Here is a 24,537-nt window from a genome sequence, read left to right as displayed (position 1 = left end):
ATGTCCGCGACCGCGGCAACCAACGCTGTCGTCCGGCTCGACCCCGTCAGCCTGCGGATCAAGCGGTTCTCCGCCCTGACCACGATGACCCTGCCGCTGGCCGGTACGGCGGCCGCCGGGTACCTGCTGTGGACAGGACGCTTCACCGCGACGGATCTGTGGCTGTTCGCCGCCATGTACTTCGTGCACATGTTCGGGATCACGGTGGGGTTCCACCGCTACCTCGCCCACAAGGCGTTCAAGACATCACCCGCCTTCGAGGCGGTCATGATGATCGCCGGGTCGATGGGGGCGCAGGGCCCGCTGATGTTCTGGGTCATCACCCACCGCCGCCACCACCGCTTCAGCGACCAGGACGGCGACCCCCACTCCCCCAACCTGCACGGGTGGGCGTTCAAGGCCCGGATGCGCGGCCTGTGGTACGCGCACATGCCGTGGATGCTCAGCCCCGAGGCCAGCAAGGTCACCGTGTTCGGCCCCGACGTGCTGCGCAGCCGGCGGCTGATGTTCTTCAACCGCACCTACCCGCAGTGGGTACTGCTGGGCCTTCTCCTGCCGGCCGTGATCGACTTCGCGGTCGTACGGACCCCGATGGCACTGCTCGGCGGCCTCGTCTTCGGCGGCCTCGCCCGGATCTTCGTCGCCAACCAGGCGGCCTGGTGCGTGGGCTCGATCTGCCACGCCTTCGGCGGACGCCCCTTCGACAACGAGGACCACAGCGCCAACAACTGGCCGGTCGCGGTGTTCACCTTCGGTGAGGGACTCCAGAACAACCACCACGCCTTCCCCGGCTCCTACCGGCACGGCGTCACCTGGTGGGAACCCGACCTCAGCGGCTGGCTGCTGATGGGACTCGGCCGGCTGCGTGTCGTATGGAACCTGCGCGAACCCGACAAGGAGACCATCACCCGGCGCCGGCAGGAAGCCAAGACCGCGGCCTGAGCCCCGGCACCACACCCAGGCGCACCCACAGGCGGAACACGGCAGCCCCCCGAGGGGGGCAGGGCCGTGGCCGGGCACGAGACGGCGGAGCCCGCACGCGGGAACCGCACCCGGCAGACGGGACACCACAGCCCGGGAAACGGGCCCGCACCCGCCCACGGACACCGCAAGCCCGGGAAACGGGCCCGCAGCCGCCCACGGGACACCACGGGCCCCAGACCCGGGGCCGCACCCGCAGCCGTACGTGAAGCACGGCGACCCCCTGGGGGGCGTACCCAGCGGGTGAGACGTCGCCCCCCGGGGGGCGGGGCCGCACCCGGCAGGTGAACCACCGCGGACCACGGCCAGGGCCGCACCCGCACACGGTGAGACCGCGGGCCCGAGAGGCAGGGGCCGCACCCAGCAGGCGCACCACCGCGGCCCCAGGACCGGGTCCGCGGCCGCACCTCCAGCACGGCGGCCCGAACACAGGGGCCGCACCCGGCAGACACACCACCGCGGCCCGAGAAACAAGGGCCGCACCCGCACACGGTGAGGACGCGGGCCCGAGAAACAAGGGCCGCGGCCGCGCCTCCAGCACGGCGGCCCGAGCACAGGGGCCGCACCCGGCAGACGCATCACCGCGGCCCGAGAAACGGGGGCCGCACCCGGCAGACGCACCATCGCGGGCCCCGCAACCGGGGGCCGCACCCAGCAGGTGAGAGAGGAAAGGGCACATCCATGTTCAACCGCAAGAAGGTCCAGCGTCCCCAGGGGCCCCTGACCGAACAGGCGTTGCGCCAGTGGCTCGTCGACTACCTCGTCGTCCACGTCGAGATACCCCGCGAGGACATCGACACCTCCAAGACGTTCGAAGCCTACGGCCTGGACTCACGCGTCGCCGTGCAGGTCTCCGGCGCCCTGGAGAAGGTCATCGAACGCCGCCTGTCCCCCGGCCTGCTCTACGAGTACCAGTCCATCGACGCGCTCACCGAACACCTCGCCGCGGAACTCAAGCTCTAGCCACCGGGCAGAAGAAGAGGAAGGAGAACAGGACATGGGTGCATTCGACTTCCCCTCGGCACCGCAGGAGACCTTCCGGGCCTTCATGCGCCAGGCGGAGCAGCTGGAGGGGGAACGCCTGGCGGGCGCGATACCCAAGGAGTACTTCGAGCCGCGCGTCAGCCGCGGCCTGATCGGGTTCACGGTCAGCTGGCTGCTCTACGCGGGCGCCCTCGTGGGCGTGGCGTACGCGCCGAGCCCGCTGCTGTGGATCCCGCTGTGGATCGTGGCGGGACTCGGCGGCTGGGGACTGCACTGCATCGCCCACGACTGCGGACACGGCTCGTTCTCGCGTTCACGCAGGTTCAACTACGCGATCGGGCACACAGCACTGCTGCCGCTGATCTACCCCTTCCACGCCTGGCGGCACGTCCACAACATGCACCACAGCAGCACCAACCACCTCGAATTCGACACCGACTGGCGCCCCGTACCGGCCGGCATGTTCGAACGGATGTCGCTGTGGGACAAGACGGTGTACGTGTCCACGCGCACCTGGGCGTTCTGGGGCGGCACCATCAACTACTGGGCCGAATCCGCCCTGCGCCCCGGCTTCTTCCCCAAAGCGGGCCAGCGACGCGAGGTACGGCGCTCGATGCTGTTCGTCGCCGCGGTGACCGTGCCCTACGCCGCCGCGCTGGTCTACTTCACCGGCTTCACCGGACTGCTGATCTACTTCGTCGCGCCCTGGCTCGCCACCCACGCCTGGTTCAGCGCCACCACACTGATGCACCACAGCGCCAGCGACATCCCCTACCTGACCGCCGAGCACTGGACACGCAACGCCAGCCGGCTCCTGGTCACCACCGACTACGTGTACCCGCGCTGGCTGCTGTTCCTGACACACAACATCTCCATCCACACCGCCCACCACGTCGCCCCCGTCATCCCCTACTACAACCTGCCCAAAGCACAGGAAACACTCAAGGCCCGCTACCCGGGAATGGTCCGCGAACGCCGGTTCTCGTTCGGGCAGATGTGGGACATCGTGCGCCACCTGCACTTCTACGACACCGAGTCCGGGTACTACGCGGACCTCGCGCGCAACAAGGTGGAACCGAACACCACCGTGCCCTCGCCCACGAAGAGCGCCCCGTGACCAGCCGGTGGATACGCCGCCACGCCCACCGCACAGCGACCGCGCTGACACCCCGCCTGGCGGCACGCTGGGCCACCGACGTGTTCTCCAGCACCCGCACCTACGGACTGCACCCCGACGACGTCCTGCCCCTGGGCGCGGTCCCCTTCACCGTCCACGGCGACGACCACGTCACCGACGGGTTCCTGTGGAACGAGAACGCCACCCAGGGCAGCGCGCTCCTCGTCCACGGATGGGCCGCCAACAGCAGCAGCATGCACTCCCTCGTCCCCCCACTACGCGCCCACGGACTACGCGTCGCCGCGTTCGACGGACCCGCCCACGGCGCACGCCCCGGCAACCAGGCCACCATGACCCAGTACACCCACGCCGTCGGCGCCGTCCTCGACACCCTCGGCGACGTACGCGTGATAGTCGCCCACTCCCTCGGCGCCATCGCCGCGATCGGCGCCCTCGCCACACACACCGGCCACCCACCCCAATGCGCGGTACTGATCGCCCCATGCGCCACCCTCGGCCACGTCCTCGAACGCTGGGACGGCGCCGGACTCCACCTCACCCCCACCCTCATCCACCAGATCCGCCAGGAACTCCACCACCGCAACGGCGTCCCCGTCACCCACTGGGACCTCGTAGGACTCGGCGCCCCACTCGACCTCCCCACCCTCGTCCTCCACGACCCGGGCGACCCCCTCGTCCCCTACACCGACGCCCAAGCAGTGACAACCGGCCTGAAAAACGCCCGCCTCACCGCCACCAACGGCGGCCACATGAGCATCCTCACCTCCCCCACCACCACCACCCACCTCACCCACTTCACCACCCAACACCTCACCCCACCCACCACCCACCCACACCCCCACACACACACCCACACCAACCCACACCCGCAGACGCACACCAACACCCACACCCACACCCACACCCACACCCACACGCACGCGCGCCACAAAGGAACACCATGAACAACACCCCCGGCACACGCACCTGGATGTGCCTCCTCTGCGGCTGGGTCTACTACGAAACCCTCGGCCTCCCCGACGAAGGCATCCCCCCCGGCACCCCCTGGGAAAACATCCCCCCCACCTGGCAATGCCCCACCTGCGGCGCCACCAAAGAAGACTTCACCATGGAACAACTCTGACAAACAGCCCCCACACCACCCACAACGAAATCCGAGCCGCCCTTGCGGGGGGCGGGTCGATGACGTCGGCAAGCGGACGCACATGAGCGCCGTCGTCCGCCGGAGACCAACTGTCGGCAAGCGGCGCGCAGCCAGTCCTTCCCTGGGGATGGCCGGCCTGGCTGCGATGACGGCGCCGGTCTCCCCCTCTCTCATCCTCGGTGCGCGGCCACCCTCTACTCGGCTCGGCTGAGTCGTAAAGCGTGGCGGCGGATCCGTACTCAAAAGTGATCTCGACTCACGCGGCAGCCAAGCCGTCGACGGCTTCGCGATGTCGCGATAAGTTCGGCCGTCTCTGCCAGTCTGCGCGTATGCCGTGTGGTCCGATGACCCCACGACACCCCGCAACCGCTGCCTCCGGAGAGAAGCTGATGTCCGACACCACCTGCCACATGTCGATCTCTCTCGACGGCTTCGTCGCCGGAGCCGAGCAGAGCCGAGACCATCCGCTGGGCAAGCGTGGCCAAGAGCTGCACGGCTGGCACATCGGCGATCCGCGCGCGACCGAAGCCGACCGTAAGGCCACCAGTTGGCTGATGCGCCCGCGTGGCGCCTACGTCATGGGCCGGAACATGTTCGGGCCCATCCGGGGTGAGTGGAACGAGAGCTGGGACGGATGGTGGGGCCCCGAGCCCCCTACCACGCCCCGGTCTTCGTGCTCACCCACTACGCCCACGAACCGATCGAGATGGCGGGAGGGACCACTTTCCACTTCGTCACCGAAGGCTTCGACGCCGCTTACGCGCAGGCGCTCGAGGCCGCCGACGGCAGGGGTGTGGACATCGCCGGCGGTGCTTCGACGGTTCGACAGGCACTCGACGCCGGCGTGATCGATGAGCTCACCCTCGACATCGCACCCGTCCTACTCGGCAGCGGCGAGCGCCTGTTCGACGGCGTCGAGACCTTCGACTTCGAGCCCGTCGAGGTGCTCAGCTCTCCGCTGACCACTCATATCCGCTACCGCAGACGAGACGCCGGATGAGCAGCAACTGAGCCCCCTCCCGTCACCATCGCGGATCCCGACGGACGGTCGGCTCCTCGGATGACCAGGGACGGCGACCTGTGCGGACGTCGTCCCTCTGACGGGCGCGGACAGAAGGGCAAGGCCCTGGCCGACCGTCTTTGACCGAGAGCGGGCTCTGGTCCAACTCGACCATGGCGGTGCCGATGTCGTCGGGGGCGCCGCCATGCACGGCATAGGCGTCGCGGGGCGCGCCTTCGCACAGACAGCCCATCAACTCGCCGACGGTGAATCAAGAAAGGTGCGCTGATGGGCGAGAAGCTCGGTCTCTCCCGGGGTTTGCTGCGCCGCCTGGACCAGTTGTCGCCGTACCGCCTCGAAGGCACCATCGACTACGGGTCGTCGTCCGTCACCAACCCCGAGGCGCACGCCGGCTCCGGTGTCTCTTCGCACGCCTGCTACCTGCTCGCCGAGGGCAGCGGTCGCAAGACGATCGGCGGGGGTGTCGCACAACTCGTCCACCTACGGCGGCGGTTCCAGCACTGGAATCGGCCAGGCCAAGGCGCTGGACATCTTTTCCCACGCCCTGCCCCGTTACATGTATGCCCTGACCTGCTACATGGCCTCCACGACCAGTTTCCACGGTGCCCGCATCGGTACGCTGAACGCCGCCAGGGACCTTGACGGCGCGAGCGGCACCGAGTGCCGGGCCCGGTACCGGACCTGGGCGGTGGTCAACGTGACTGCGGGCAACGGCTGATCATCCCGGCCACCGGTCGGTGACGACCGCGCCGACGCCGGGCCCCTCGGGCACTCTGCGCCAGCGCCGGCGTCGTGCGGCTTCCGCCGCTTGTGCTGTTCATGCGCTGATGCGCCCCCTCGCGCCTCTTACGCCGGCGCGGCCGGCCCGGCGAGGCTCTGCGCCACGCCGCCGTCCCGCCGTGGGACGGGGGCGCGACCTCGGGAGGACATACCGATGGACAGTGGAACCCGCAGGACCGGCGGGCGTGGCAGAGCGGCGGCGGCCGGGGCGGCGCTGCTGGCGGTGCTCGGCGCGGTGGCCGCCGCCACGACGTCCCAGGCGGCAGCGGCCACCGGGGACGTCCTGATCGTCCAGAAGGGCAGTACGGGCAACCTGGTCTCCACCCAGTCCTTCGTCTTCATCAAGGGCGTCACCGAGCAGGGCGACGGCGTCCAGGTGGGCGCCACCCAGTTCGCGGTCACGAACCTGACCGACCGGACCCTCACCCTGACGGAGAAGACCCCCGCCGGCACCGTCGTCCACAGCGGCACGGTGGCCTCGGGCGGCAACGGCACCTTCACGGTGACGGGCGGCGACACGGTGTTCATGACGGTTCCGGCGAACTAGGGTCCTTATTCGGATCTGGCCGGCTTCTGCCGACGGCGCCGGGCTGCTTCGCGACCCCGGCGAGATCCGAAGAGCAGCTCCAGCCGATCACGTTCGGCCAGAAAGCGGTGCGGCGCGCGTGCGGAGCGTAGGAGATCGCCGTGCGCCGCAACACTTACGGGTGAGGGAAGTTGACACCGGCCGCGCCGATTCCCGCCGCCCTTCCTCGGCCGGGTGGGCGAAGCGGTCGTAGCTCAGCTGGACCAGCTCGGCGCGGCGTAGGCCGTTGTGCGAGGCGGGATTCAGGTTCCACCACTCCCCCAGCCGGGCTTCGTGGCCGGTGACGCCGTGGGGGACGGCGACGGTGTGGAGGTGACCGAGGCGGCGCAGCAGGCCGATGGGGAGGCCGGCTGCCTCGCGCCCGGTGAACTCGTAGGCGAGGGGTCGGCGATCGCCCTCCCGGCGCCGCTCGTGGGCGCTCCAGGTGTGGCCGGCGAGCCGGATGCCGGTCGGCGGTCCGGGGCGCCGCGGCTCGATATCTCGGTCGGTGCGTGCGGTGAACCGGTCCAGCCGGTGCGGTACAGCCAGTCCTCGAAGGTCATCAGGTCGGGGTGCAGACGGCGCAGGAGGTCGATGTCACGGTCTCGGGCGTAGAGATCACGGTCGGCGAAGAACTGGAACATCGCCGCGTAGTCGTGGCCGAAGTCGGGGATCGCGGCGCGCAGTTCGTCATGGGACATCGTCGCGTAGACGCTGGGCGTGCCCGTGACCCTGGCGAAGGTGGCCGCGATCTCGTCACCGGTGAGGCTGTCGCCGATCACCGCGAGGTCGCGGGCGCCCCAGGACTGCCAGTTGTCGAACATGTGGCAGGCGAACCAGGCGATGTCGGCGAGGGCGATGAGCGGATAGCGGGCGGCGCCGAGCGGGAGCCTGAAGGTCAGCCCGTTCCGGCCGTCCGGGCGAGGGGTGAGCCGGTCCCGCAGGTTCTCGAAGTACGGCGCGGTGGTCAGAACCGAGACATGGCCCGTGTACCAGCCGTCGGTGTCCTTTCGGAGCATCTCCTCCGACCGCATCAGCTCGATGTGAGCGGCGACGGCGGCTTTGCTGTCGAAGTGCGGGACGGGGCGGCCGGTCAGGGACACCGCGCTGTCCAACGAGGACCAGATGAACCGCTCCACGCCGGCCCGTTCCGCGGCGGCCAGCAAGTGCAGCCCCTGCCGGTACTCGCCCACCGCGCTGCCCGTGGCGAAGAAGTCGGTGTTGGCGAACACGCGGTCGACCCCCCTCATCAGGACCTCCGGTTCGGCCGAGTCGGAGGGGACCAATCGCACGCGGTCGGGCGCGGTGGCGGCGAGTTCGGTGGCGCGGGCGGACCCCGGGTGGCGGGTGGGGACGGTGACGGTGGCGCCCGTGGCGGCCAGCAGGCGTCGGACCACGTGGCGGCCCATGGCTCCGGTGCCGCCGAAGACGAGCACGTGGGTCATGACGTTCCTCCCAGGTGCGCCAGGACGTGTTCGGCCACCTGGGCGTGGGTGGCGACCCAGACCTCGCCGGACGAACGGATGTGGTCGAGGATCTGGCCGACCATACCCGCGAGGGGCGGCCGGCCGCCGACGTGAGCGTGGACGGTCAGGCGGAAGACGCCCGGGCCGGGCGCGGCGAGCAACTGGTCCAGCAGTTCTCGATGCAGGTCACGGTAGGCGTATGGGCCGGCCGCAGCGTCGCGGACATCGGAGTGTTCGCTGTGCATGAGGGAGGCGAGCGGGCCATGAGCGGTGGACAGGACCTGCGGGAGGTCGTGGTCGCCATGGTCGCCGGTCCAGCGATAGCCGGCCTCGGCGAGCAGGTCGTCGGTGTGCCTCGAACCGGTGGCGCGCGGACTCATCCACCCTGTCGGGCGAACGCCGGTGGCTCGGCGGAGGACGTCGGTACAGCGGCGGATGCCGGCCCGCTCGGTATCCGCGTCGAGCAGCGCGGGCACCACGTCCTGGGCCCAGGAGTGTGCGGCGATCTCGTGACCCGCCTCGTGCACGGCCCGTACGGTTTCGGGGTACCGCTCGGCCACGAGTCCGCTGACGCCGACGGTGGCCGGCAGGTCGTCGAGGAGGTCGAGCAACCGCCAGATACCCGTGGTGACGCCATAGTCCGCCCAGGAGGTGCTGTGCGTGTCGTCGACGCCGGGCAGCGGCCACGCCGTGGCCATCGGCGCGTAGGCGGGCCAGTGTCCGGGTGACCACGTCTCCAGCGCGATGGTCACCAGCGCGACGATCTTCCGCCCGCCCGGCCATTCGTTCTCTGTCCTCATTCGGTTACTCCCTCGGTAGCTTCCGCGGTGGACGCTAGTGAAGGAGCAGGTACCTCCAGGTTCCCGCTGGCGGGCTACCGTCGGGGCATGCGTGAGTACTCCGGCAGCGCCTTCCTCGCCGACTGTCCGGCTCGGCTGGCGGTCGAGATCATCGCCGACAAGTGGGCGGTGGCCGTGCTGTTCGCGTTGAGCCGGGAACCCTGCAGGCACGGCGAGTTGGTCGGCTTGATCGGCGGGGTCTCGCGGAAGGTGCTGACCCAGACGCTGCGCCGGCTGCAGGGATACGGGCTGGTCGAGCGCCGGGCCGAGGCCGGGAAGGTCGAGTATGTGCTGACAGCGTTGGGCCGGACGCTGGTAAAGCCGATCGCCGTGCTGACGGAGTGGGCTCACGAACACGGCGCGGCCGTGACGGCGTTCCATGACTCCGCGACGGACTGACTGATCACTTCGGGACGGGCCGGGCTCCTGTCCGGGCGCGCTGCGAGCATGGCATCCGCGCGTGCGATGTCCGACCGTCGGTCGGCGAAGGCTCGTCGGCACTCGTGCCCCGGTTACGGTTCGGTGGGCGGCACCCACCGTGAGCCGTCCGGCCGTGTCCGACTCGCCGTCGGGGCCGCCTCGTAGGTGGGGCGCAATCTTCGACGAAGCCGACCCGCGCCTCGCTCCACGTGGTCCCGGGCCATTGGTGACAGGCATGCCGCGTGGCGCGCACACTTGTCATCTCGCAAAGGCTTCGGGTGGATTCGCCGGACAGGGGGCAACGATGAGCAGGTCCCACGAGGTGCCGTCGGCGCGCGTGCTGCGCGTCGCGGACGATCGCGGCTTTGGCCGGCCCGTCACCACGGTGGTCGTCCGGGCGTTCAAAATCCCTGCCGTGATCGGCGGTTGCCTCGCCGTCCTGCTGGCCTTTCCCGGTCTGGTCCTGAGCCTGCCGTTGCCCTGGCCGGCGGCCGCGCACCTGGTGGGCTACGGGCTGCTCTCGGCCGTCCCGCTGGTGGTGATCGTCACCTGGTGGCGCAGCCTCCGGGCGGAGCGGCCTTTCACCCCCGCACTGCACTGCTTCCACGACGGAGTGATCCTCGAGACCCAGGACGACATCGAGGCGTTCGCCTGGCACGAGGTGCTCGTTTACGACTGGACGACCACCTCCAGCTCCAACCAGCAGTTCACCACCCGTCATCTTCGGCTGACGACCCGTGCGGGACGGGAGGTCCACCACCTGACCAACCCACGTGAGGCCGACCTCGTGTCACGGCTGGCCGACACGGCCGAAGCACCCCGCGCACAGTCGCAGTTGGAGAGCACCGGTTCGGTCACCTTCGGCGATTACGTCCTTTCCGCGGCGGGACTGACAGTGAGCGGCACGCTCATCCCCTGGTCACACCTGCGGCGCCCCCAGTCCCGCTTCCTCGTACAGCCCCGCCCGCTGGAGTTCCGCACCGGAACCAACCACTGGAAACGCCTCTGGATCGACGGCTCCACGACCCCGCACGGAGCCGTCCTGCTGGACCTCGTGGGCCAGCGGGTGGACGGCCACAGCCTGATCGAGTGATGCCGGTGCGGCGACGGCCGACGCGGGGCTGCCGCTCAATTGTGTGCGATGGGCGGTCGGCATCGGGCGCCGCCAGGAGTGGACAGGCCGGGACCCGCGCCCCACGCCTGCCACCGGCCGCCCACGTGGCTGGGAGGCTGGTCGGGTGCCGTTCCACTCCGGAAATGCTGCGTATCACGCACCAAAATGTGCGTTGCACGCACAAAGTAGTTTGTGGCACGTACGAACACCGACTACGATGGCAGACATGACAGCCGCCACTCCTCGACCCGGGTCCAAGGCCGCCCGGCGCACGCCCGATCTCGGTATCACGGACGGACTCGTCCAGCTGTCCTTCCTCGTGCAGACCGTGCTTGATCGCGCTGCCGGCGCCTACGACCTGCCGGTCCTGCAAGCCCGTCTGGTGGGCGTCCTGCGCGACCGGGAGCCGAGCATGGCCCAGCTGGCGGACGTGCTCGACCTGGACAAGTCCAGCACGACGGGCCTGGTCACCCGGGCCGAGCGCCGCGGCCTCGTAGAACGCGCGCCGGTTCCTGAGGACCGGCGGGCGGTGCGCGTCAAGCTGACCGAGCAGGGCCGCCGGCTCGCCGAGGCGTTCGCCGCGGAAGTCGAGCAGCGACTGGAACAGGCCGTCAGCGGCCTGAGCGAGACCAACCGCAAGCGCCTGTCCCAGCTGGCCAGCCAAGTCGTCCATCGCGACGCCGCCGCCCACGGCATCGACCTGACCCCCGCCACCCGGGCCTGAGCCCGCTCCCTGTCCAGCGCCCGAGGCCATCCGGCGGCATCCGAACGGCACCCCGCAGGAGATCGACATGGGCCACACCCAGAACCCGAGCACCCGGACAGCACCGCAGGCCGCTGACCGGATCGCTGTCGTGATCGGCAGCACTCGCCCGAACCGGATCTGCCCCGGCATCGCCGAGTGGATCCGCACCGCCCTCCAGCAGGACAGCCCCCTGACCTACGAGCTGCTCGACCTCGCCGACGTCAACCTGCCCCTGCTCGACGAGCCACTGAAAGCCGCACTCCAGCAGTACCAGCACGAGCACACCCGCCAGTGGAGCCGCACCGTCAGCTCCTACGGCGGCTTCGTGTTCGTCTTCCCGCAGTACAACTGGGGCTACCCCGCCGTCCTGAAGAACGCCTTGGACTTCCTCTACCGGGAGTGGCACGAGAAGCCGGCCGCCGCCGCCGGCTACGGCACCCGCGGCGGGAACAAGGGCGTCGCCCAGCTCCTGTCCGTCTTGCGGGGCCTGCACATGCGCGTCCTGGACGACCATCTGGAACTCGTGATCACCGACGCCGACGTGGACGAGAACTGGCAGCTCAAGGACATCGAAGCCACGCTCCACACCTACCGTGACCAGATCGAAGCCATCGACAGACAGATGGTCGAAGCCCTCAAGGGCGACCACTCGTCCCAGAACTTGTCGTCGCCGCTCGAACACCCTGGTCACCTGACCCTGCCGGGGAGGTAGGCACTGCCCAGCGACGGCGGACGATCCCAGGGCGGCATACGGGTCGGAGGCAAGTGAGTGAGGCGGCTGCCCGAGGAGGGGCAGCCGCCTCACTCGCTGACGTTCCGGACTCGCTTTCCAGCAGGTCGCTGACGCGCCGGGGCCAAGATGGGGTCCGGCTGTCCAGGGCCGGCCGGTCGCGGGCGCGGGCAGCGGATCCCCGCACGCCCTGCTCCCGGTGACCGACCCGTCGGCGCCGACGTCGCTCCCGCCCGGATACCGGCGAGCCGCAGGCCCGCCCGCCTCACTTCGCGTTCACCTCGCGCGTTGTCAGCGCGGGAGGCGGGTGACGGTTTCCAGGTAGAAGGCGTCGATGCTCTGGACGGCGCGTTCGAAGTCGTCGAGGTTGACCGGCTTGGTGACGTAGGCGTTGGCGTAGTGCTGGTAGGCGCCGGCGACGTCGTCCGGGGCCGAGGAGGTGGTCAGGACGACGACCGGGATGGTGTCCCTGTCCTCCTTGATGACCGCGAGCAGCTCGCGCCCGTTCATGCGGGGCATGTTGAGGTCCAGGACGATCAGGTCAGGACGGGAACGGGACGGGTCCCGGAGATAGGCGAGACCGGCCACGCCCTCGTGGACCTGGACGAGATTGCGGGCCCCGCGGGCCAGGAGCGCGTCCTCGATGAGGAGAGCGTCGGCTTCGTCGTCCTCGATGAGGAGCACGTCGTAGGGACGGGCAGGGGCGATGATCATTGGGTACTCCCGGTCTCTGGGGGCGTCGAGGGGGGCTGTTGGTCGAGCGGGCCGCGCCATCGCCGGCGGGCACCTTGCCGGGTCATCTTGGAGGCCCGGCCTATCTGCGGATAACCGGCACCAGCACCGGCCGCCTCGTTGGCGGCTCTGGCCTCCAACTGTTCGACGGCCTGCTGGAAGTACGTGAGCAGGTGCAGCTCTGCCAGGGCCTGTGCCTGCCCAGCCGTGTGGCCGACATCGCCGCGCGGGGTCTCGAACACCTCGGGCACGAGGCGGGAGACGAGTTCGTGGACCTCGCGGACGGTCACCTCCGCGATCTCGCTGTCGGTCATCCGCAGCCGGAAATGGATACCTGGCACACCTGGGAATGTAAGGGGCTCTGAGCAGCGATGACAACGACTGTTGTCGTACCGGTAGGGTAAGGGCGCCGCGTACACGTCACAGCGGCCACGACGGGACACCGAGGAGCACCCGCGATGACCGCAGAGCACGTCCCAGTCGTTCCGGGAACCCACTCCCTGGCGAACTGGACGACACGACGCTGGCTGCGCGTCGGCGTCAGCGCATCGCTCACCCTGCTGGCACTTCTCAGCGCCCTGGGTATCTGGGCGATGGGCTGGGCCACGTCGATCAGCAACGACCTCGTCAACACCCGCTCGCCCGCGCTGACCAACTCCGTGCGCCTGGAGACGGCGCTGGTCAACCAGGAGACCGGTGTCCGCGGCTACGGCCTGACCGGCGAGCGGCAGTTCCTCGAGCCCTACCGGCAGGGCCTGGCCGACGAGAAGACGGCCGTCGCCAGGCTCCACCGGCTGCTGTCCGGCGACGCGCGTGGCCAGGCTGACCTGCGCGTCGTCCTCGGCCGCGCGCGCACCTGGCAGCAGCTCATCGCCACCCCCGTCTCCGGCGCCCCGGCCGGTGCCCCCGTACCCATCGCCACCGACCGGGCCGCAGAGGGCAAAGCCGCCTTCGACCACCTCCGGCAGGCGATGACAGCCCAGCAGAGCCGGCTCCTGGACGCCCGTACGAGCGCGGTCAGCGACCTCGACCGCGCCCAGACGCTGTGCGACTGGGTCTTCGCGGCGGTGGCGCTGGTCATCGTCCTGCTGGCCGTCGCGGTCTTCGAGGGACTGCGCCGCGGTATCAGCGAGCCGCTGACCCGGCTCAGCAACGACGCCGGGCGGGTCACCCGCGGCGACTTCACCCACCGCATCACCGCCTCCGGCCCGGCCGACCTGCGCAAACTGAGCGCCGACATCGACGCCATGCGCAGCCGGCTCGCCGACGAGCTCGCCACCAGCGAGCACACCCGACAGCTCCTCGACGAACAGGCCGCCGACCTCAAACGCTCCAACGAGGAACTCGAGCAGTTCGCCTACATCGCCTCCCACGACCTGCAGGAACCCCTGCGCAAGGTCTCCAGCTTCACCCAGCTCCTCCAACGGCGCTACAGCGGCCAGCTCGACGAACGCGCCGACCAGTACATCGGCTACGCCGTCGACGGCGCGAACCGCATGCAGGTCCTGATCAGTGATCTGCTCTCCTTCTCCCGGATCGGCCGTGTCCTCGACAACCGCGACACCGTCGACCTCGACACGCTCCTCGACAACACGCTCGACACCCTCAGCATCGCCATCGAGGAAGCCGGTGCCCGCATCACCCGGGACGACCTCCCCGCCGTCGCGGGCGACTCCACCCAGCTCGGCATGCTGTGGCAGAACCTCATCTCCAACGCCGTGAAATTCCGCGCCCCCGACCGCACTCCGGAGATCCATGTTTCGGCAGCCGAGGAAGACGGTGTCTGGCGGTTCTCCGTCACCGACAACGGGATCGGCATCGACCCCGACTACGCGGACCGCGTCTTCGTCATCTTCCAGCGCCTGCACACCAAGGACCGCTACCCCGGCAGTGGCATCGGACTGGCCATGTGCAAGAAAGTCGTCGAACACCATGGCGGCACCATCGCCGTGGCGCCTCTCTCCACTCCTGGAACCCGTATCACCTTCACCCTGCCGAGCACCCCACCGCCCGCGCAGCACCTTCCAGTGACGTGACCTTCCGGCCGGTCGGATGCCTACGGGAACGGCGGACCGGAGGAGCGGACCGGACCGAGGTCCTCGTCGAAGCCCGTGCCCGGGAGGATGAGGGCACGATGGGCGCTGATGAGGATGTCGATGCCGCTTAAGTCCATGAACGAGACCCGGTGGAAGTCCGCCACGACCCGCGGGCGGTCGGTCGTGCCGACGTCCAAAGCCTCGCGCAGTGTGTCACCGGGTGATGGTCGATCTCGCCGCAACGGTGCCGGAGACCGCAGAGCGGACGTCACGTCAGAAGCTGCCCTGCATACCCGCAGGGCAAGCGCGCGAAGTCAGACCATGGCGCGGCCCGGCGCCGTAAGGTCGGTGCATGAGTGAGGAGGTGGCGGTGGTCGACGGCGGGCAGCCCCTCCAGATGACGATCGAACTGGACGGGAGCGGCAGTTGCATCGCTCAGGCGCGGCACCTGGCCCTCTCCTTCCTCGACCGGGTCCGCGCCGACCATCGGCTGGACATCTCCCAGCGCGCCGTGGACCTGAGCCAGTTGGTGATCAGTGAGCTGGTCACTAACGCCGGCAAGTACGCACCGGGCCCGGCGCTGATGGACCTGCGGGTCGAAAGCGGCATGGTCGAGATCGTGGTGTGGGACTCCAATCCGGTGCTCCCGGAGGCCACGGCAGCCGACGCGGACCGGATCGGGCAGCACGGCCTGGAGATCGTCAAGGCCGTCACCCACAGCCTCGAATCCCACCGCACCCCGGTCGGCAAACGCATCACCGCCCGCCTCCCCCTCACCGACGATCACGACATCACAAGCGCCGCGGTGCGGCTGGCACCTTCCCCGATCCCCGTGCGCGGGCGCGAATGTCCAAGGAGGCGGACGGGGGCCCGCGATCGCTGTCCGCTGATCCGCGATGTACGGGTACGCCCCGCGCGACAGGGGGAAGCCGTATCAGCATGAGGCCGATCGGCAAACGCAGAAGCCCGGAACAGGCGCCGGGACCATGGACGCGCTATGGAGCCGGCAGCGCGGCGATCACCGCCACGGCCGTGGCGGGAGCGAGAGCGGTCGATGCGGACAGTGCCTGGTACAGGTCCCTGCACAAGCCTTTGTGGCAGCCGCCGTCATGGGCGTTCGGCGTCGTGTGGACGCCGCTGTACGCCACGGTCGCCTACGCCGCCGGCCACGCTCTCGGCACTCTCCCCGACCGGCGCCGGCGCGCACGCCTCGCTACCAGCCTGGCCGTGAACCTTGCCCTGAACGCGGGCTGGAACTGGCTTTTCTTCGGCCTACGCAGCCCCAGGGCCGGCCTGGCCGGCACGCTGCTGCTCGACCTCAGCAACGCGCAGCTCATCCGGCACACCGCCCGTACCGACTCGACCGCGGCACGTGCCCTCCTGCCGTACGCGGCGTGGTGCGCCTTCGCCACGGCACTGAACGCCTCACTCGTCCGGCGGAACGCCAGGAACGCGAGGTGACTGTCCCGCCCGCGCACGGAAGGCTGCGCGGGTAGGTGCGGTCCGCCTCGCTCTGAAGCTCGCCCTCGTCGAACAGCTGTCCGATCTGGGCGAACTGGATGCCGTCGGAACGCGCCTGGATCGGCGCCGGGCTTGGGCAGGAACCGCTCGTGCCGGAGGCCACCGCGATGACATGTGCGCCCTTCCCTTTCGCCGGCCGCACCGCGAGCCGCGTGCAGCACATCGAGTTCTGCCGTGAGGACGGGGCGGCGATCCTCGTCGTGGGAGAGGACAGTGCTCATCGCAGGTGGGACGCTCCGTTGAGGTCAAGGACCGCTCCCGAGGACCAGGCCGCCTCAGGGGAGCTCAGGTACAGCACAGCCGCCGCGACGTCCTCGGGGGTGCCGACGCGTCCGAAGGGGCTCTGCGCGGCGAGGGCGGCGCTCTCGGGGCCCTCGAGCCTGGGCCGCTGGCGCTCGGTGCCCACGAACCCCGGGGCGACGGAGGTGACGGCGATGCGGTGGGGTGCCAGTGCGACGGCCATCGATTGCCCGAAGGCGTGCAAGGCTGCCTTCGCCGCCCCGTACGCGGGATAGTCGGGCTCACCGCGGAAGGCTCCGCGTGACCCCACGTTGACGATGCTCCCGGGTGCCCCCCGTTCGATCAGATGGCCGACGACGCCGAACGTGACGTTGGCGGCGCCCAGCAGGTCCACGTCGATCATGCGCCGCCAGATCTGCTGCCAGTCGGCATAGGAGACCTCGCCGATCCGGTGAACGTTGTCCGGGCCCGGAGCCACGGCGGCATTGTTGACCAGCACATCGACGCCGCCGAGGCCGGCCACGGCAGCGGTCACCACCGCACGGGCGACCTCGGGACACCCCAGGTCGCCGTCCACCAGGACGTGACCCGTACCGGGCAGGGAACGCAGCGTCTCCTCGGCCGAAGGCCGGGAGGAGGCGAAGTGCACCGCGATCCGATCGCCACGAGCGGCGAAAGCCTGCGCGACCGCCCGGCCGATGCCGCGCGAAGCCCCGGTGACGAGTACTCCCCTTCGGCTCATCGGGCGAACACCTGCGACTCGTCGCGGAAGGACTTGAACTCGAGCGCGTTGCCGGCGGGATCGCGGAAGAACATCGTCCACTGCTCGCCCGGCTGCCCGCTGAACCGCAGGCAGGGCTCGATCAGGAACGGCACGTCGCCGGCCCGCACCCGCCCGGCGAGCTCGTGGAACGCCTCCGCGGGCAGCAGGAGCCCGAAGTGCGGGATGGGGACGTCGTGTCTGTCGACCTCACTGCTCCCGGCCGACCGGACCGGGCCGGGAGCCAGATGGGTCACCAGCTGGTGACCGTACATATTCCAGTCGACCCAATGATCACTGGACCGGCCTTCCCGGAGGCCGAGCAGGGTGCCGTAGAAAGCGCGCGCCGCGGACAGGTCGTCGACGGGAATCGCCAGATGAACGGGCGGCCGAATGCGCACGGAGAACTCCTCGCGATCGATGACGAGCATGATGTTGCGCAGCCGTTGTCCGAATGTCAACATTAGGACATGACTTCCCCGGTTCTTCGCAAGGCCGACCGTCGCGGGCTCGCCGCCGAAGCGGCGGACCGCATCCGCGACGCCATCCTCTCCGGCGCGTTCGCACCGGGCTCACCGCTGCGGGAGGTCGATCTCGCCACCGATCTCGGGGTCAGTCGCGGGTCGGTGCGCGAAGGGCTCGGATTGCTGGAACGCGAAGGACTCGTCCGTACGGCGTGGCACCGCGGAACCCGGGTCCTCGACATCGCCCCGGTCGACATCGAGGAGGTCTACTCGCTGCGTGCCGCCCTGGACCGGCTTGCCTCCCTCACCGCTCACCGCGGCGCGGGCGAGCGGCAGCTTGCCGACCTGGACCGGCTCGTGACCGACATGGAGGCAGCCCTCGACCGGGGTGCCGACGGCGCCGACCTCGTGGGCCTGGACATGGCGTTCCACGATGCCGTGTACACCGCTGCGGGCAACACCCGCCTGACCACCGCGTGGCACGCCATCCGTTCCCAGGTCCACCTCTTCCAACTGCGGCGCGTCGAGCTCGCCTTGGACCATTACCGCGAGCGGGTCGTGGCGGAACACCGGCAGCTCGCCGAACTCATCCGCGACGGCGATCCGGCGAGGCTCGCACAGGCCGCCGAGAGCCATGTGCACAGCGCTCGCCGCGGGCTGCTGACCGATCTGCCCCTGCCCGAAACGGAGTTGTAGCCGGCACTGAGCGGGTCGACGGCCGTCCTGCGGCAAGGAAGCGATCGCGTGGCTCTTCGTCAGTCTCTCTCGCCCTGGACGGGGTCGCGGCCGGTGGCCTTGCGCACATCGGCCATCCGTCGGCGGCCGGCCGCGCCATCACCGCCGGACCCGTCGCCCAATGCCGCGCGGTGGAAAGGGCATCGGAAGAGCTGCATGGATTGCTTCGCCGGCCTCCGCCCGCTCATTCGGCGATGAACTGGGCAGCCCCCTCCCCGCGGGCCGGCATCGCTTCCCCTGTTCCCGGGAGTGCCGTCCACCACGCAGTGAGCCTCCGTTCAAGCGGCCGTTCTCGTCGGTCAGGGCGAGAAAGCGCAGGCCGTGGCTGCGGTGCTTGCCGGAGTAGTCGTGCCGGTCGGCCTTACGGTGCGGTGCTGGGTGCGGATGAGAGTGCCGTCGATTCAGACGACGTCGTGGAAAGTCGGCGAGTTCGGAGTGAGGGACAAGCATCACCGCCCGGCCGCCCACTTGCCCGGGCATCGGCCAGGCGGAGGCGCGTGCGTCGGCGAGCTGCCCGGTCATCCGTTCAAGGACACGTGCGGCGACTGCGAGTCCGTCCCGTTCGGCCAGCTGTTCCTCGAGTTCGTTCAGTTCCGCGCGCCGCGCGGTGGTCCGTTCCGGCAGCCCGGAGATGTGGTTCTGGCAGCGCGCGCTCACTCGGCCAGGTCGGAGCCGGGTGCGGGGGATGACAAGACCCGGACGTGGTCGGGTGAGAGGTGCAGCTCGTATGGCAGGCAGCAGTCGGAGCAGAGGGTCGCGACCAGGGTTCCGCAGGCGCAGACCTGGTTCAGTCCCCCCTCGGGAGTCGCCCCGCAGCATGCGGCGGAGGCGTGCCGCGTCGTCAACCCGCGGCAGTCATCCGGGTTCATGACGATATTGCCTCGTGGCCCCTGCGAGGCCAGTGGTCGCCCGTCGACGTCGTAGTGAGTTCCGTGTCGTGGCATCACCGGGCCGGGCGCCTCGGCGACGACGAGAGGCGGGCCGTACGGTTCCGTCTCGATCGCGTAGCAGCCGGACGGCACAGTGGCCGGCGACGGCCCCATTTCCTCCGCCTCCCACCAGGCGTAGTCGGGGGGCTCGGGCACCACCGGCAGACGCTTCAGCGGCCTCGTCAGCGCGGCGCCGCAGGCAGCACACGCAAACACGGTCGTCTCCGGCGCGGTCCGCTCGACCGTGGTGGAGTCGGGCACGGCGGCCTGCTCGCTGCCCGGCTGGACACCGGCCTCCTCCTGATGACGCTGGTCTTCCATAAAGGAACCGTACTGAAACGCGCTGATCGCCCCGCTGCCGCCTCCGCCGAAACCGGACGGACGACCTACCGCGTGGGCTCACGCCCGCGACCAGCCCGAGTACCGCGAGGACCGGTCACACGAGCCCTTTGCGCTGCGACCTCAAGTTGGCGGAGGGTCAGTGCTCTCCACTGCGCAGTGCAGGGCAGGGCAGGGCACCGGGGATGACGTCCAGATCGATCCAGTGGCACACGTCCGGACCCCGGTGACTCGCTCCCACGCCGACTGTCTCGTGCGGCCATGCTGTTCGGCTGCCCGTGCATACTTGCGCAGCCATTCGAGTGGCCACCCGTGGCCGCTTCCGAAAGGCCCCGCGGATCAGCGGGTGCACTGTGTGGCGTCCGCGGAGGGGGCCACAGTCAAGGAGATTTCGGATGCGCGTATCGCGCAGAATCGCAGGGAGCGCCGTACTGTCGCTCCTGCTGGTGGGCGTCTCGCCGGCCGCCGCCCACGCCGCGCCGGCCCAGAGCGGGAACGGCCTCGCCTGCCCCACCGACCACCGGGACACCGCCAAGAACACCGCGCCGTACCCGCAGTTGGAGGCGTACCACGGCAATGACTGGCGGCTCGGGCCCAAGGCAATCCCCCAGACCGGCTCCATCGGGAGGATGCTACGGGGCTACCGCCCGGAGGGTCCCACCTCACGCTACTGGTTCCTCGGGTGCTACTGGCAGACGAACCCGCAGAAGGACCCCGCACAGCAGATCGGCGGCTGGTGGTACCCGGACAACAACGGGTTCGTGCTGCGCGACGGCCGCCCCGTGGAACGGCCCCTGACGCTCCGGAAGGGACAACTGGTCGACCTGTTCGGCAGGGGGGACTCGGGCCAGTACCTCGCGCCGAAGGGCACGCCCTACGCCCAGCGCGCGATCCCGCCGAGCAACCTCGACGAGTACAACAGTGCCGATCCCGCGTACAACTACCACCTCTACGAGGTCACTGCGGCGTTCACGGTCGAGGCGGGCAGGGCCAGGCCCTGGTTCAACCAGCCCGGACTCGGGACCCAGTACTTCACGAGCACCGCGGTCGGCGACCTGAAGGCCCAGGGGAAGCTGAAGGAGATCACCCGGACATGACGGCCGGCCGGGCCGACCGTACGCTCCACGCCGTGCACGCTCCGGCCCGGCACCGTCCGCATGCCCTCACCGGAGCCTCCGACGATGTGGAGACACAGGACAGAGGGCTGGTGTGACGGCTCTCGGAGTCTCGTGCTGGTCGTGGGCGGCGGTCCGCGGAGTAGATCGTCCGCCGGTCCTCGGCGCCCTTTCACACGACGACGCATGCCAGCCAGCGGTGAGTAGTGCGCTGCGGGACAGCAAGGTCCCGCAGCGCCCTACGGCATCGTGCCGGACCGCGACCACCGAGTAACCCATCAGGACAGCCCATAGGCTGGCGCGGTGACTGATGAGCAGGAGCATGAGCGGGTGCGGCCGTCGGGAGTGTGGGCCACGGCGGTGGGGGTGGCCAGGGTGCGGGCGCTGGAGACCGAGCGAAAGAACGCGCTGTTCCGCGACCCGCTGGCACAGGCGTTCGCCACGGCCGGTGGTCTGGGCCCGGGTGCCGTCTCGTCGCCGCCGCCCGGGGACGAGGCCGCGCGACGCCGTCGGCTGGGCGTGGCGTTCTCCATCGTCATCAGGACGAAGTTCCTCGACGATCTGCTGCGGCATGCCGTCGCGTCCGGGATCCGGCAGGTCGTGCTGCTCGGCGCCGGGATGGACAGCCGGGCCTTCCGGATGAACTGGCCTGCGGGCACCCGGCTGTTCGAGGTCGACACCGCCGAACCGCTGGACTTCAAGGCTTCGGTGCTGCACCAGGAGCGGGCCGTCGCGCGCTGCGAGCGGATCACCGTCCCGGTGGATCTGCGTGCGGACTGGCCGGGCGCGCTGACCGCCGCGGGGCACGACCCGGCGGTGCCGACCGTGTGGATCGCCGAGGGGCTGCTGATCTATCTGCCCGAGGACGCGGTGGAGCAGTTGCTGGCCCGGATCAGCGCGCGGTCGGCGGCGGGCAGCCGGATGGGGCTGACCTTGGGCTCGCGCGGCGTGATCGAGCGCTTCGGCGCGGACGCCGCGCCGGGATCGGCGGCGTCCATGTGGGTCTCGGAGATGCCCGACGATCCGGTGGGCTGGCTGGCCGGGCACGACTGGGAGGCCGACAGCCACACCCTGCGCGAGCGCGCCGCCGCCTACGGCCGCCCCATCAGCACCCCGCCGCAGCGCGAGGAGCGCCCGGGTGGACTGATCTCGGCGGTCCGCCGGTAGCTGAGCGTCCGCCTCTCCCACGTGTCGCGCGTGCGGTGGACCGCCGCCTAGGACGGATTCCCTCGTGCGGCCGGTAGGCGCCTGTGCCGGCGAAGGGCCGAAGTGAAGGCGGCCGAAGAGAAGGTCCCAGCGCCTCGGCTACGACGTCGGTCATCCCCGCAATTCCCCATCAATGCTGGGGACTTGAAGAAAGCAGGATCGGATCGCGGCCGTTCCTTCGGGTGGTGCTGAGATCATGGAGGCCGTGTGTGCCTGCTGAGCGGAGCCGTCGGAGACCGGCAGGTCGTGCGGACGCCGGACGCACCGCTCGTCTGGCTGCCCCGCCCGGGCGAGCCGGGGCAGGCAGGCGAGTGACGCGGCTACTGCGCCCGATCGGCCTCGGCTGTCCTCAAAAGGGGTCTCCGCAACTGGGAGGTGCCCGTGCGGTTTGTCCGGCCGCCTCCGGCGTGGTGGATGTCATGTCTCGTGATCGAGATCGGTCACCACCCTGAACTTGTTGCCTTCCGGATCGGCCGTCAGCGCTTCGACAGGGTGGTGGAGTCTCTCCGAAAAGGCGCCCCTGGGCGATATGACGTCGACGAGCGCCGCCCGGACTCGCAGAGCCAGGTCTACACGTGCCTCCGGTGATCACCGGGGTCGGCGAGCCTGAGCGCTGGCACCGCGGTCCCGCCCGCCGGACGACGGAGCTTCTTCCGGGTCCTCGGCGGGGAACCCGGGGTACGAGGTGCAGTCGCCGCGATCGCCGGCCGTCGCGAGCTGACCGGGACCTCGGGTCTCACCGACGGCACCACCCCGGACCGTCGTCGCGGACCCGATGATGAAGTAGCCGCTGCTCCCCGCGCGGAGACAGGGAGCAGGGCCGTTCAGGAGCCGGAATGCGTCACACGATGCCGGTGACGGTGATGGTGACCTGCGCCGACCCCGCCGTGGCGGCGGCCAGACAGGCATCGATGGCGGTGCGGGTGGCACGGGTGACGTCCAGGGCCCGAGCCTCCGCGCGCGCGACGATCTGGACTTCGATCTTCCACCGCCCGCTGCTCGTGCTGCGGCTGATCCGAAGCCCGGCAGGCGACATGTTTACGGGTGGCGGCCCCGACCTGGCCGACCGCAACCGATGGGTCACGCCGGGCTTGAGGAAGGCGACGCCCGGTACCTCTTGCACCGTCTGCGCCAGCAGGTCCATCAGTTCCGTGTGCCGCGTCATTCGTTGTCGCCCCTCTCCATGCTGGCCGGTCCCGGTGCGTCGGTGAGATCGGTGACGCGGATGTCGACCCTGACGACGTCCAGACCGAGGTGCTGGTCGGCGGCCTCTTGCACCTGCCGACGGACCCGGTCGGCCAGCTCTGGCAGTTCAGGGCCGGACAGGGGTGCCTGGATGTCGAGGTTCACATCGACCTGGCTAGTGCCGGAGGGGTCGCGGGGAATGATCCGGCAGGAGCCCGCACGTACACCGGGCACGCGGTCGGCGGCGGCGCGCAGTGTGCGGGCCGCGACCGACTCCGTGATCCACATGTCCTCGTCCGGGTCGCCCAGCGGCAGCGGGCGCCCCGGCCGCAGTTCAAGGCGCACGACGTCCATGACGCGCCGCGTCAGCGCGGCCGCGTCGAAACCGGAAGGGCCGCCGGCCTCGTCGAGGTCGGTCCGCAATCGGCGAACGGCCCTCTCCAGGTCCTCCAGCTCCCCGACAGCATGGCCACAGTGCCGACAGGCGCGCTGGTGTTCGTCGGTGGCACCGTTCTCCCAGTCGCTCCATACCTGCGACAGGAAACGACCGCAGGGCAGTCGTTCGTCGTCGGAGCCGGGTGGCGGAGAGTCGGGCGGGTGGATACGAGTGGTCATCGCCAGGCCCCCAATGCGTTGGTCAGATGGCGTCGGGCTCGGAAGACGCGGGCACGGACGGCCTGTTGGGTGATGCCTACGGTCTCCGCGATGAATTCGTAGGAGCGGCCGTCCCATTCTCTCAGCACCCAGCAGGTGCGCTGTTCGGCGGACAGCCCGGCCATGGCCCGGTGCAGTTCGTGCACGGCGGCGCGGCCTTCGGCGATTCGGTCCGGTGCCACGGTGTAGTCGGGCGCGGCCATTTCGTCGGCCGCCTCGAGAGGGGCTTGCGGCTTGCGGGAGCGCAGGACGTTCAGGCACCGGTTGGTGACGATCCGGTACAGCCAGGTGCCGAAGGAGGACTGCCCGCGGAACTCGGGCAGCCTGCGCCACGCGTTGATGAATGCCTCCTGCACGGCATCCTCCGCCTCCACCTGACTGCCCAGCAGCCGCGTGGCCAGCCGGACCAGCGCCGGTGCGTGGCGGCGCACCAGGTCGGCGAAGGCGTCCTCGTCGCCCTCCGCCGCGCGCACGGTCAGCAGCGCGTCGTCGAGCCCGGCCTCTCGGTCCGGCGGTCCCGGCGGTCCGGTCGGTGTGCGGTCCCCCGTCACGGGGCGGCTCCTCTCCATGGTCCTGCTCGTTGGACAGTCGATCGGCCCTGTTGTGACGCAGGGACCCGAACAAAAACGCTGACGGTCGAAAGCCGGGGGACAGCGGCTGGCAGACCTTTTCCCGGGAAGGGGCGTAACAACCG

Annotated in this window: 29 protein-coding genes; 18 read left to right on the top strand and 11 right to left on the bottom strand. The window is 70.0% G+C overall.

Annotated features, from left to right (window positions below; translation table 11 throughout):
• The 8 genes from GHR20_RS35875 (at position 1) to GHR20_RS35840 (ending at position 6,595) form a co-directional block, all read left to right on the top strand.
• Positions 1 to 942 (top strand): acyl-CoA desaturase, encoded by a 942-nt coding sequence (locus tag GHR20_RS35875; protein WP_153811709.1) that lies wholly within the window; start codon positions 1 to 3, stop codon positions 940 to 942.
• Positions 943 to 1,662: 720 nt separating this feature from the next.
• Positions 1,663 to 1,944: an acyl carrier protein gene (locus tag GHR20_RS35870; protein ID WP_111587062.1), complete on the top strand. Its 282-nt coding sequence runs from the start codon at positions 1,663 to 1,665 to the stop codon at positions 1,942 to 1,944.
• 34 nt (positions 1,945 to 1,978) lie between these two features.
• Complete coding sequence (locus GHR20_RS35865) at positions 1,979 to 3,082, top strand: fatty acid desaturase (protein WP_153811710.1); 1,104 nt, start codon at positions 1,979 to 1,981, stop codon at positions 3,080 to 3,082.
• Positions 3,079 to 4,047 carry an alpha/beta fold hydrolase gene (locus GHR20_RS38235; RefSeq protein ID WP_153811711.1) on the top strand — a complete coding sequence of 323 codons (969 nt, stop codon included), beginning with the start codon at positions 3,079 to 3,081 and terminating at the stop codon, positions 4,045 to 4,047. The genes GHR20_RS35865 and GHR20_RS38235 overlap by 4 nt, the downstream gene beginning before the upstream one ends.
• Positions 4,044 to 4,226 carry a rubredoxin gene (locus GHR20_RS35855; protein WP_161214893.1) on the top strand — a complete coding sequence of 61 codons (183 nt, stop codon included), beginning with the start codon at positions 4,044 to 4,046 and terminating at the stop codon, positions 4,224 to 4,226. Before GHR20_RS38235 ends, GHR20_RS35855 begins: the two co-directional genes overlap by 4 nt.
• Positions 4,227 to 4,920: 694 nt before the next feature.
• A complete protein-coding gene (locus GHR20_RS37945; protein WP_243878238.1) occupies positions 4,921 to 5,247 on the top strand; it encodes a dihydrofolate reductase family protein in 327 nt (108 codons plus the stop codon).
• Positions 5,248 to 5,728: 481 nt separating this feature from the next.
• The gene (locus GHR20_RS38435; protein ID WP_343234228.1) at positions 5,729 to 5,986 is read left to right on the top strand and encodes a M4 family metallopeptidase; all 258 of its coding nucleotides are present in this window, start codon (positions 5,729 to 5,731) and stop codon (positions 5,984 to 5,986) included.
• Positions 5,987 to 6,202: 216 nt separating this feature from the next.
• The gene (locus tag GHR20_RS35840) at positions 6,203 to 6,595 is read left to right on the top strand and encodes a hypothetical protein (protein ID WP_153815647.1); all 393 of its coding nucleotides are present in this window, start codon (positions 6,203 to 6,205) and stop codon (positions 6,593 to 6,595) included.
• A gap of 281 nt (positions 6,596 to 6,876) precedes the next feature.
• On the opposite strand, the gene GHR20_RS35835 is transcribed toward GHR20_RS35840, so the two are convergent.
• Together GHR20_RS35835 and GHR20_RS35830 are read right to left on the bottom strand one after the other, a co-directional pair.
• Positions 6,877 to 8,058 carry an NmrA family NAD(P)-binding protein gene (locus GHR20_RS35835; RefSeq protein WP_243878237.1) on the bottom strand — a complete coding sequence of 394 codons (1,182 nt, stop codon included), beginning with the start codon at positions 8,056 to 8,058 and terminating at the stop codon, positions 6,877 to 6,879.
• Entirely contained in the window at positions 8,055 to 8,879 is an 825-nt protein-coding gene (locus GHR20_RS35830; protein WP_153815646.1) for a polysaccharide deacetylase family protein, read from the bottom strand. Before GHR20_RS35830 ends, GHR20_RS35835 begins: the two co-directional genes overlap by 4 nt.
• Before the next feature lie 87 nt (positions 8,880 to 8,966).
• Here GHR20_RS35830 and GHR20_RS35825 point away from each other — a divergent pair, with 87 nt between their 5' ends.
• The 4 genes from GHR20_RS35825 (at position 8,967) to GHR20_RS35810 (ending at position 11,909) form a co-directional block, all read left to right on the top strand.
• Complete coding sequence (locus GHR20_RS35825) at positions 8,967 to 9,317, top strand: helix-turn-helix domain-containing protein (protein ID WP_148024891.1); 351 nt, start codon at positions 8,967 to 8,969, stop codon at positions 9,315 to 9,317.
• 325 nt (positions 9,318 to 9,642) lie between these two features.
• Entirely contained in the window at positions 9,643 to 10,431 is a 789-nt protein-coding gene (locus GHR20_RS35820) for a hypothetical protein (protein ID WP_153815645.1), read from the top strand.
• Positions 10,432 to 10,678: 247 nt separating this feature from the next.
• Entirely contained in the window at positions 10,679 to 11,176 is a 498-nt protein-coding gene (locus tag GHR20_RS35815; RefSeq protein ID WP_153815644.1) for a MarR family transcriptional regulator, read from the top strand.
• Positions 11,177 to 11,243: 67 nt separating this feature from the next.
• Complete coding sequence (locus tag GHR20_RS35810; protein WP_153815643.1) at positions 11,244 to 11,909, top strand: NADPH-dependent FMN reductase; 666 nt, start codon at positions 11,244 to 11,246, stop codon at positions 11,907 to 11,909.
• A 309-nt stretch (positions 11,910 to 12,218) separates the two neighbouring features.
• Here GHR20_RS35810 and GHR20_RS35805 read toward each other — a convergent pair whose 3' ends face one another.
• Both GHR20_RS35805 and GHR20_RS35800 read right to left on the bottom strand, forming a co-directional pair.
• A complete protein-coding gene (locus GHR20_RS35805) occupies positions 12,219 to 12,641 on the bottom strand; it encodes a response regulator (RefSeq protein ID WP_153815642.1) in 423 nt (140 codons plus the stop codon).
• Positions 12,638 to 13,000 (bottom strand): hypothetical protein, encoded by a 363-nt coding sequence (locus tag GHR20_RS35800; RefSeq protein ID WP_153815641.1) that lies wholly within the window; start codon positions 12,998 to 13,000, stop codon positions 12,638 to 12,640. The genes GHR20_RS35805 and GHR20_RS35800 overlap by 4 nt, the downstream gene beginning before the upstream one ends.
• A gap of 117 nt (positions 13,001 to 13,117) precedes the next feature.
• Here GHR20_RS35800 and GHR20_RS35795 point away from each other — a divergent pair, with 117 nt between their 5' ends.
• Positions 13,118 to 14,695: a sensor histidine kinase gene (locus GHR20_RS35795; RefSeq protein ID WP_153815640.1), complete on the top strand. Its 1,578-nt coding sequence runs from the start codon at positions 13,118 to 13,120 to the stop codon at positions 14,693 to 14,695.
• 20 nt (positions 14,696 to 14,715) lie between these two features.
• Here the strand turns inward: GHR20_RS35795 and GHR20_RS37005 are convergent, their stop codons facing one another.
• Entirely contained in the window at positions 14,716 to 14,892 is a 177-nt protein-coding gene (locus GHR20_RS37005; protein WP_194859081.1) for a hypothetical protein, read from the bottom strand.
• 155 nt (positions 14,893 to 15,047) lie between these two features.
• Here GHR20_RS37005 and GHR20_RS35785 point away from each other — a divergent pair, with 155 nt between their 5' ends.
• Both GHR20_RS35785 and GHR20_RS35780 read left to right on the top strand, forming a co-directional pair.
• Complete coding sequence (locus tag GHR20_RS35785; protein WP_343336037.1) at positions 15,048 to 15,638, top strand: ATP-binding protein; 591 nt, start codon at positions 15,048 to 15,050, stop codon at positions 15,636 to 15,638.
• Positions 15,542 to 16,156: a TspO/MBR family protein gene (locus GHR20_RS35780; protein ID WP_343336036.1), complete on the top strand. Its 615-nt coding sequence runs from the start codon at positions 15,542 to 15,544 to the stop codon at positions 16,154 to 16,156. Before GHR20_RS35785 ends, GHR20_RS35780 begins: the two co-directional genes overlap by 97 nt.
• A 277-nt stretch (positions 16,157 to 16,433) precedes the next feature.
• On the opposite strand, the gene GHR20_RS35775 is transcribed toward GHR20_RS35780, so the two are convergent.
• Both GHR20_RS35775 and GHR20_RS35770 read right to left on the bottom strand, forming a co-directional pair.
• Positions 16,434 to 17,198: an SDR family oxidoreductase gene (locus GHR20_RS35775; RefSeq protein ID WP_153815638.1), complete on the bottom strand. Its 765-nt coding sequence runs from the start codon at positions 17,196 to 17,198 to the stop codon at positions 16,434 to 16,436.
• Positions 17,195 to 17,647, bottom strand: coding sequence for a VOC family protein (locus GHR20_RS35770; RefSeq protein ID WP_153816272.1), 453 nt, complete (start codon positions 17,645 to 17,647; stop codon positions 17,195 to 17,197). The genes GHR20_RS35775 and GHR20_RS35770 overlap by 4 nt, the downstream gene beginning before the upstream one ends.
• Before the next feature lie 39 nt (positions 17,648 to 17,686).
• On the opposite strand from GHR20_RS35770, the gene GHR20_RS35765 reads away from it, so the two are divergent.
• Complete coding sequence (locus GHR20_RS35765; protein WP_148024882.1) at positions 17,687 to 18,376, top strand: GntR family transcriptional regulator; 690 nt, start codon at positions 17,687 to 17,689, stop codon at positions 18,374 to 18,376.
• Between the two features lie 692 nt (positions 18,377 to 19,068).
• Here the strand turns inward: GHR20_RS35765 and GHR20_RS35760 are convergent.
• On the bottom strand, positions 19,069 to 19,665 hold the full coding sequence (locus tag GHR20_RS35760) for a hypothetical protein (RefSeq protein ID WP_153815637.1): 597 nt from the start codon (positions 19,663 to 19,665) through the stop codon (positions 19,069 to 19,071).
• 413 nt (positions 19,666 to 20,078) lie between these two features.
• Between GHR20_RS35760 and GHR20_RS35755 the strand changes: the two genes are divergently transcribed.
• On the top strand, positions 20,079 to 20,780 hold the full coding sequence (locus GHR20_RS35755; protein WP_153815636.1) for a TNT domain-containing protein: 702 nt from the start codon (positions 20,079 to 20,081) through the stop codon (positions 20,778 to 20,780).
• Positions 20,781 to 21,101: 321 nt separating this feature from the next.
• A complete protein-coding gene (locus GHR20_RS35750; protein WP_153815635.1) occupies positions 21,102 to 21,965 on the top strand; it encodes a class I SAM-dependent methyltransferase in 864 nt (287 codons plus the stop codon).
• 880 nt (positions 21,966 to 22,845) lie between these two features.
• Here GHR20_RS35750 and GHR20_RS35745 read toward each other — a convergent pair.
• Genes GHR20_RS35745 through GHR20_RS35735 form a run of 3 tightly spaced genes read right to left on the bottom strand, consistent with a single transcriptional unit; the run spans position 22,846 to position 24,394 of the window.
• The gene (locus tag GHR20_RS35745; RefSeq protein WP_243878236.1) at positions 22,846 to 23,148 is read right to left on the bottom strand and encodes a hypothetical protein; all 303 of its coding nucleotides are present in this window, start codon (positions 23,146 to 23,148) and stop codon (positions 22,846 to 22,848) included.
• 17 nt (positions 23,149 to 23,165) lie between these two features.
• Entirely contained in the window at positions 23,166 to 23,804 is a 639-nt protein-coding gene (locus GHR20_RS35740; protein WP_153815633.1) for an Asp23/Gls24 family envelope stress response protein, read from the bottom strand.
• Entirely contained in the window at positions 23,801 to 24,394 is a 594-nt protein-coding gene (locus GHR20_RS35735; protein ID WP_241670705.1) for a sigma-70 family RNA polymerase sigma factor, read from the bottom strand. Before GHR20_RS35735 ends, GHR20_RS35740 begins: the two co-directional genes overlap by 4 nt.
• Between the last annotated feature and the right edge of the window lie 143 nt (positions 24,395 to 24,537).

The organism is Streptomyces sp. SUK 48 (genome assembly GCF_009650765.1).
Taxonomy (GTDB): domain Bacteria; phylum Actinomycetota; class Actinomycetes; order Streptomycetales; family Streptomycetaceae; genus Streptomyces.
The sequence above is the reverse complement of the archived record's forward strand: the minus strand, read 5'-3'. Positions and strand labels throughout refer to the sequence as shown.

What these genes read in the sequence shown, in the direction of transcription:
- GHR20_RS35875 (WP_153811709.1), top strand. Translation starts at nt 1, where the DNA reads ATGTCCGCGACCGCGGCAACCAACGCTGTCGTCCGGCTCGACCCCGTC.
- GHR20_RS35870 (WP_111587062.1), top strand. Translation starts at nt 1,663, where the DNA reads ATGTTCAACCGCAAGAAGGTCCAGCGTCCCCAGGGGCCCCTGACCGAA.
- GHR20_RS35865 (WP_153811710.1), top strand. Translation starts at nt 1,979, where the DNA reads ATGGGTGCATTCGACTTCCCCTCGGCACCGCAGGAGACCTTCCGGGCC.
- GHR20_RS35855 (WP_161214893.1), top strand. Translation starts at nt 4,044, where the DNA reads ATGAACAACACCCCCGGCACACGCACCTGGATGTGCCTCCTCTGCGGC.
- GHR20_RS35840 (WP_153815647.1), top strand. Translation starts at nt 6,203, where the DNA reads ATGGACAGTGGAACCCGCAGGACCGGCGGGCGTGGCAGAGCGGCGGCG.
- GHR20_RS35835 (WP_243878237.1), bottom strand. Translation starts at nt 8,058, where the DNA reads ATGACCCACGTGCTCGTCTTCGGCGGCACCGGAGCCATGGGCCGCCAC.
- GHR20_RS35830 (WP_153815646.1), bottom strand. Translation starts at nt 8,879, where the DNA reads ATGAGGACAGAGAACGAATGGCCGGGCGGGCGGAAGATCGTCGCGCTG.
- GHR20_RS35825 (WP_148024891.1), top strand. Translation starts at nt 8,967, where the DNA reads ATGCGTGAGTACTCCGGCAGCGCCTTCCTCGCCGACTGTCCGGCTCGG.
- GHR20_RS35820 (WP_153815645.1), top strand. Translation starts at nt 9,643, where the DNA reads ATGAGCAGGTCCCACGAGGTGCCGTCGGCGCGCGTGCTGCGCGTCGCG.
- GHR20_RS35815 (WP_153815644.1), top strand. Translation starts at nt 10,679, where the DNA reads ATGACAGCCGCCACTCCTCGACCCGGGTCCAAGGCCGCCCGGCGCACG.
- GHR20_RS35810 (WP_153815643.1), top strand. Translation starts at nt 11,244, where the DNA reads ATGGGCCACACCCAGAACCCGAGCACCCGGACAGCACCGCAGGCCGCT.
- GHR20_RS35805 (WP_153815642.1), bottom strand. Translation starts at nt 12,641, where the DNA reads ATGATCATCGCCCCTGCCCGTCCCTACGACGTGCTCCTCATCGAGGAC.
- GHR20_RS35795 (WP_153815640.1), top strand. Translation starts at nt 13,118, where the DNA reads ATGACCGCAGAGCACGTCCCAGTCGTTCCGGGAACCCACTCCCTGGCG.
- GHR20_RS35785 (WP_343336037.1), top strand. Translation starts at nt 15,048, where the DNA reads ATGAGTGAGGAGGTGGCGGTGGTCGACGGCGGGCAGCCCCTCCAGATG.
- GHR20_RS35780 (WP_343336036.1), top strand. Translation starts at nt 15,542, where the DNA reads ATGTCCAAGGAGGCGGACGGGGGCCCGCGATCGCTGTCCGCTGATCCG.
- GHR20_RS35775 (WP_153815638.1), bottom strand. Translation starts at nt 17,198, where the DNA reads ATGAGCCGAAGGGGAGTACTCGTCACCGGGGCTTCGCGCGGCATCGGC.
- GHR20_RS35770 (WP_153816272.1), bottom strand. Translation starts at nt 17,647, where the DNA reads ATGCTCGTCATCGATCGCGAGGAGTTCTCCGTGCGCATTCGGCCGCCC.
- GHR20_RS35765 (WP_148024882.1), top strand. Translation starts at nt 17,687, where the DNA reads ATGACTTCCCCGGTTCTTCGCAAGGCCGACCGTCGCGGGCTCGCCGCC.
- GHR20_RS35760 (WP_153815637.1), bottom strand. Translation starts at nt 19,665, where the DNA reads ATGGAAGACCAGCGTCATCAGGAGGAGGCCGGTGTCCAGCCGGGCAGC.
- GHR20_RS35755 (WP_153815636.1), top strand. Translation starts at nt 20,079, where the DNA reads ATGCGCGTATCGCGCAGAATCGCAGGGAGCGCCGTACTGTCGCTCCTG.
- GHR20_RS35745 (WP_243878236.1), bottom strand. Translation starts at nt 23,148, where the DNA reads ATGGACCTGCTGGCGCAGACGGTGCAAGAGGTACCGGGCGTCGCCTTC.
- GHR20_RS35740 (WP_153815633.1), bottom strand. Translation starts at nt 23,804, where the DNA reads ATGACCACTCGTATCCACCCGCCCGACTCTCCGCCACCCGGCTCCGAC.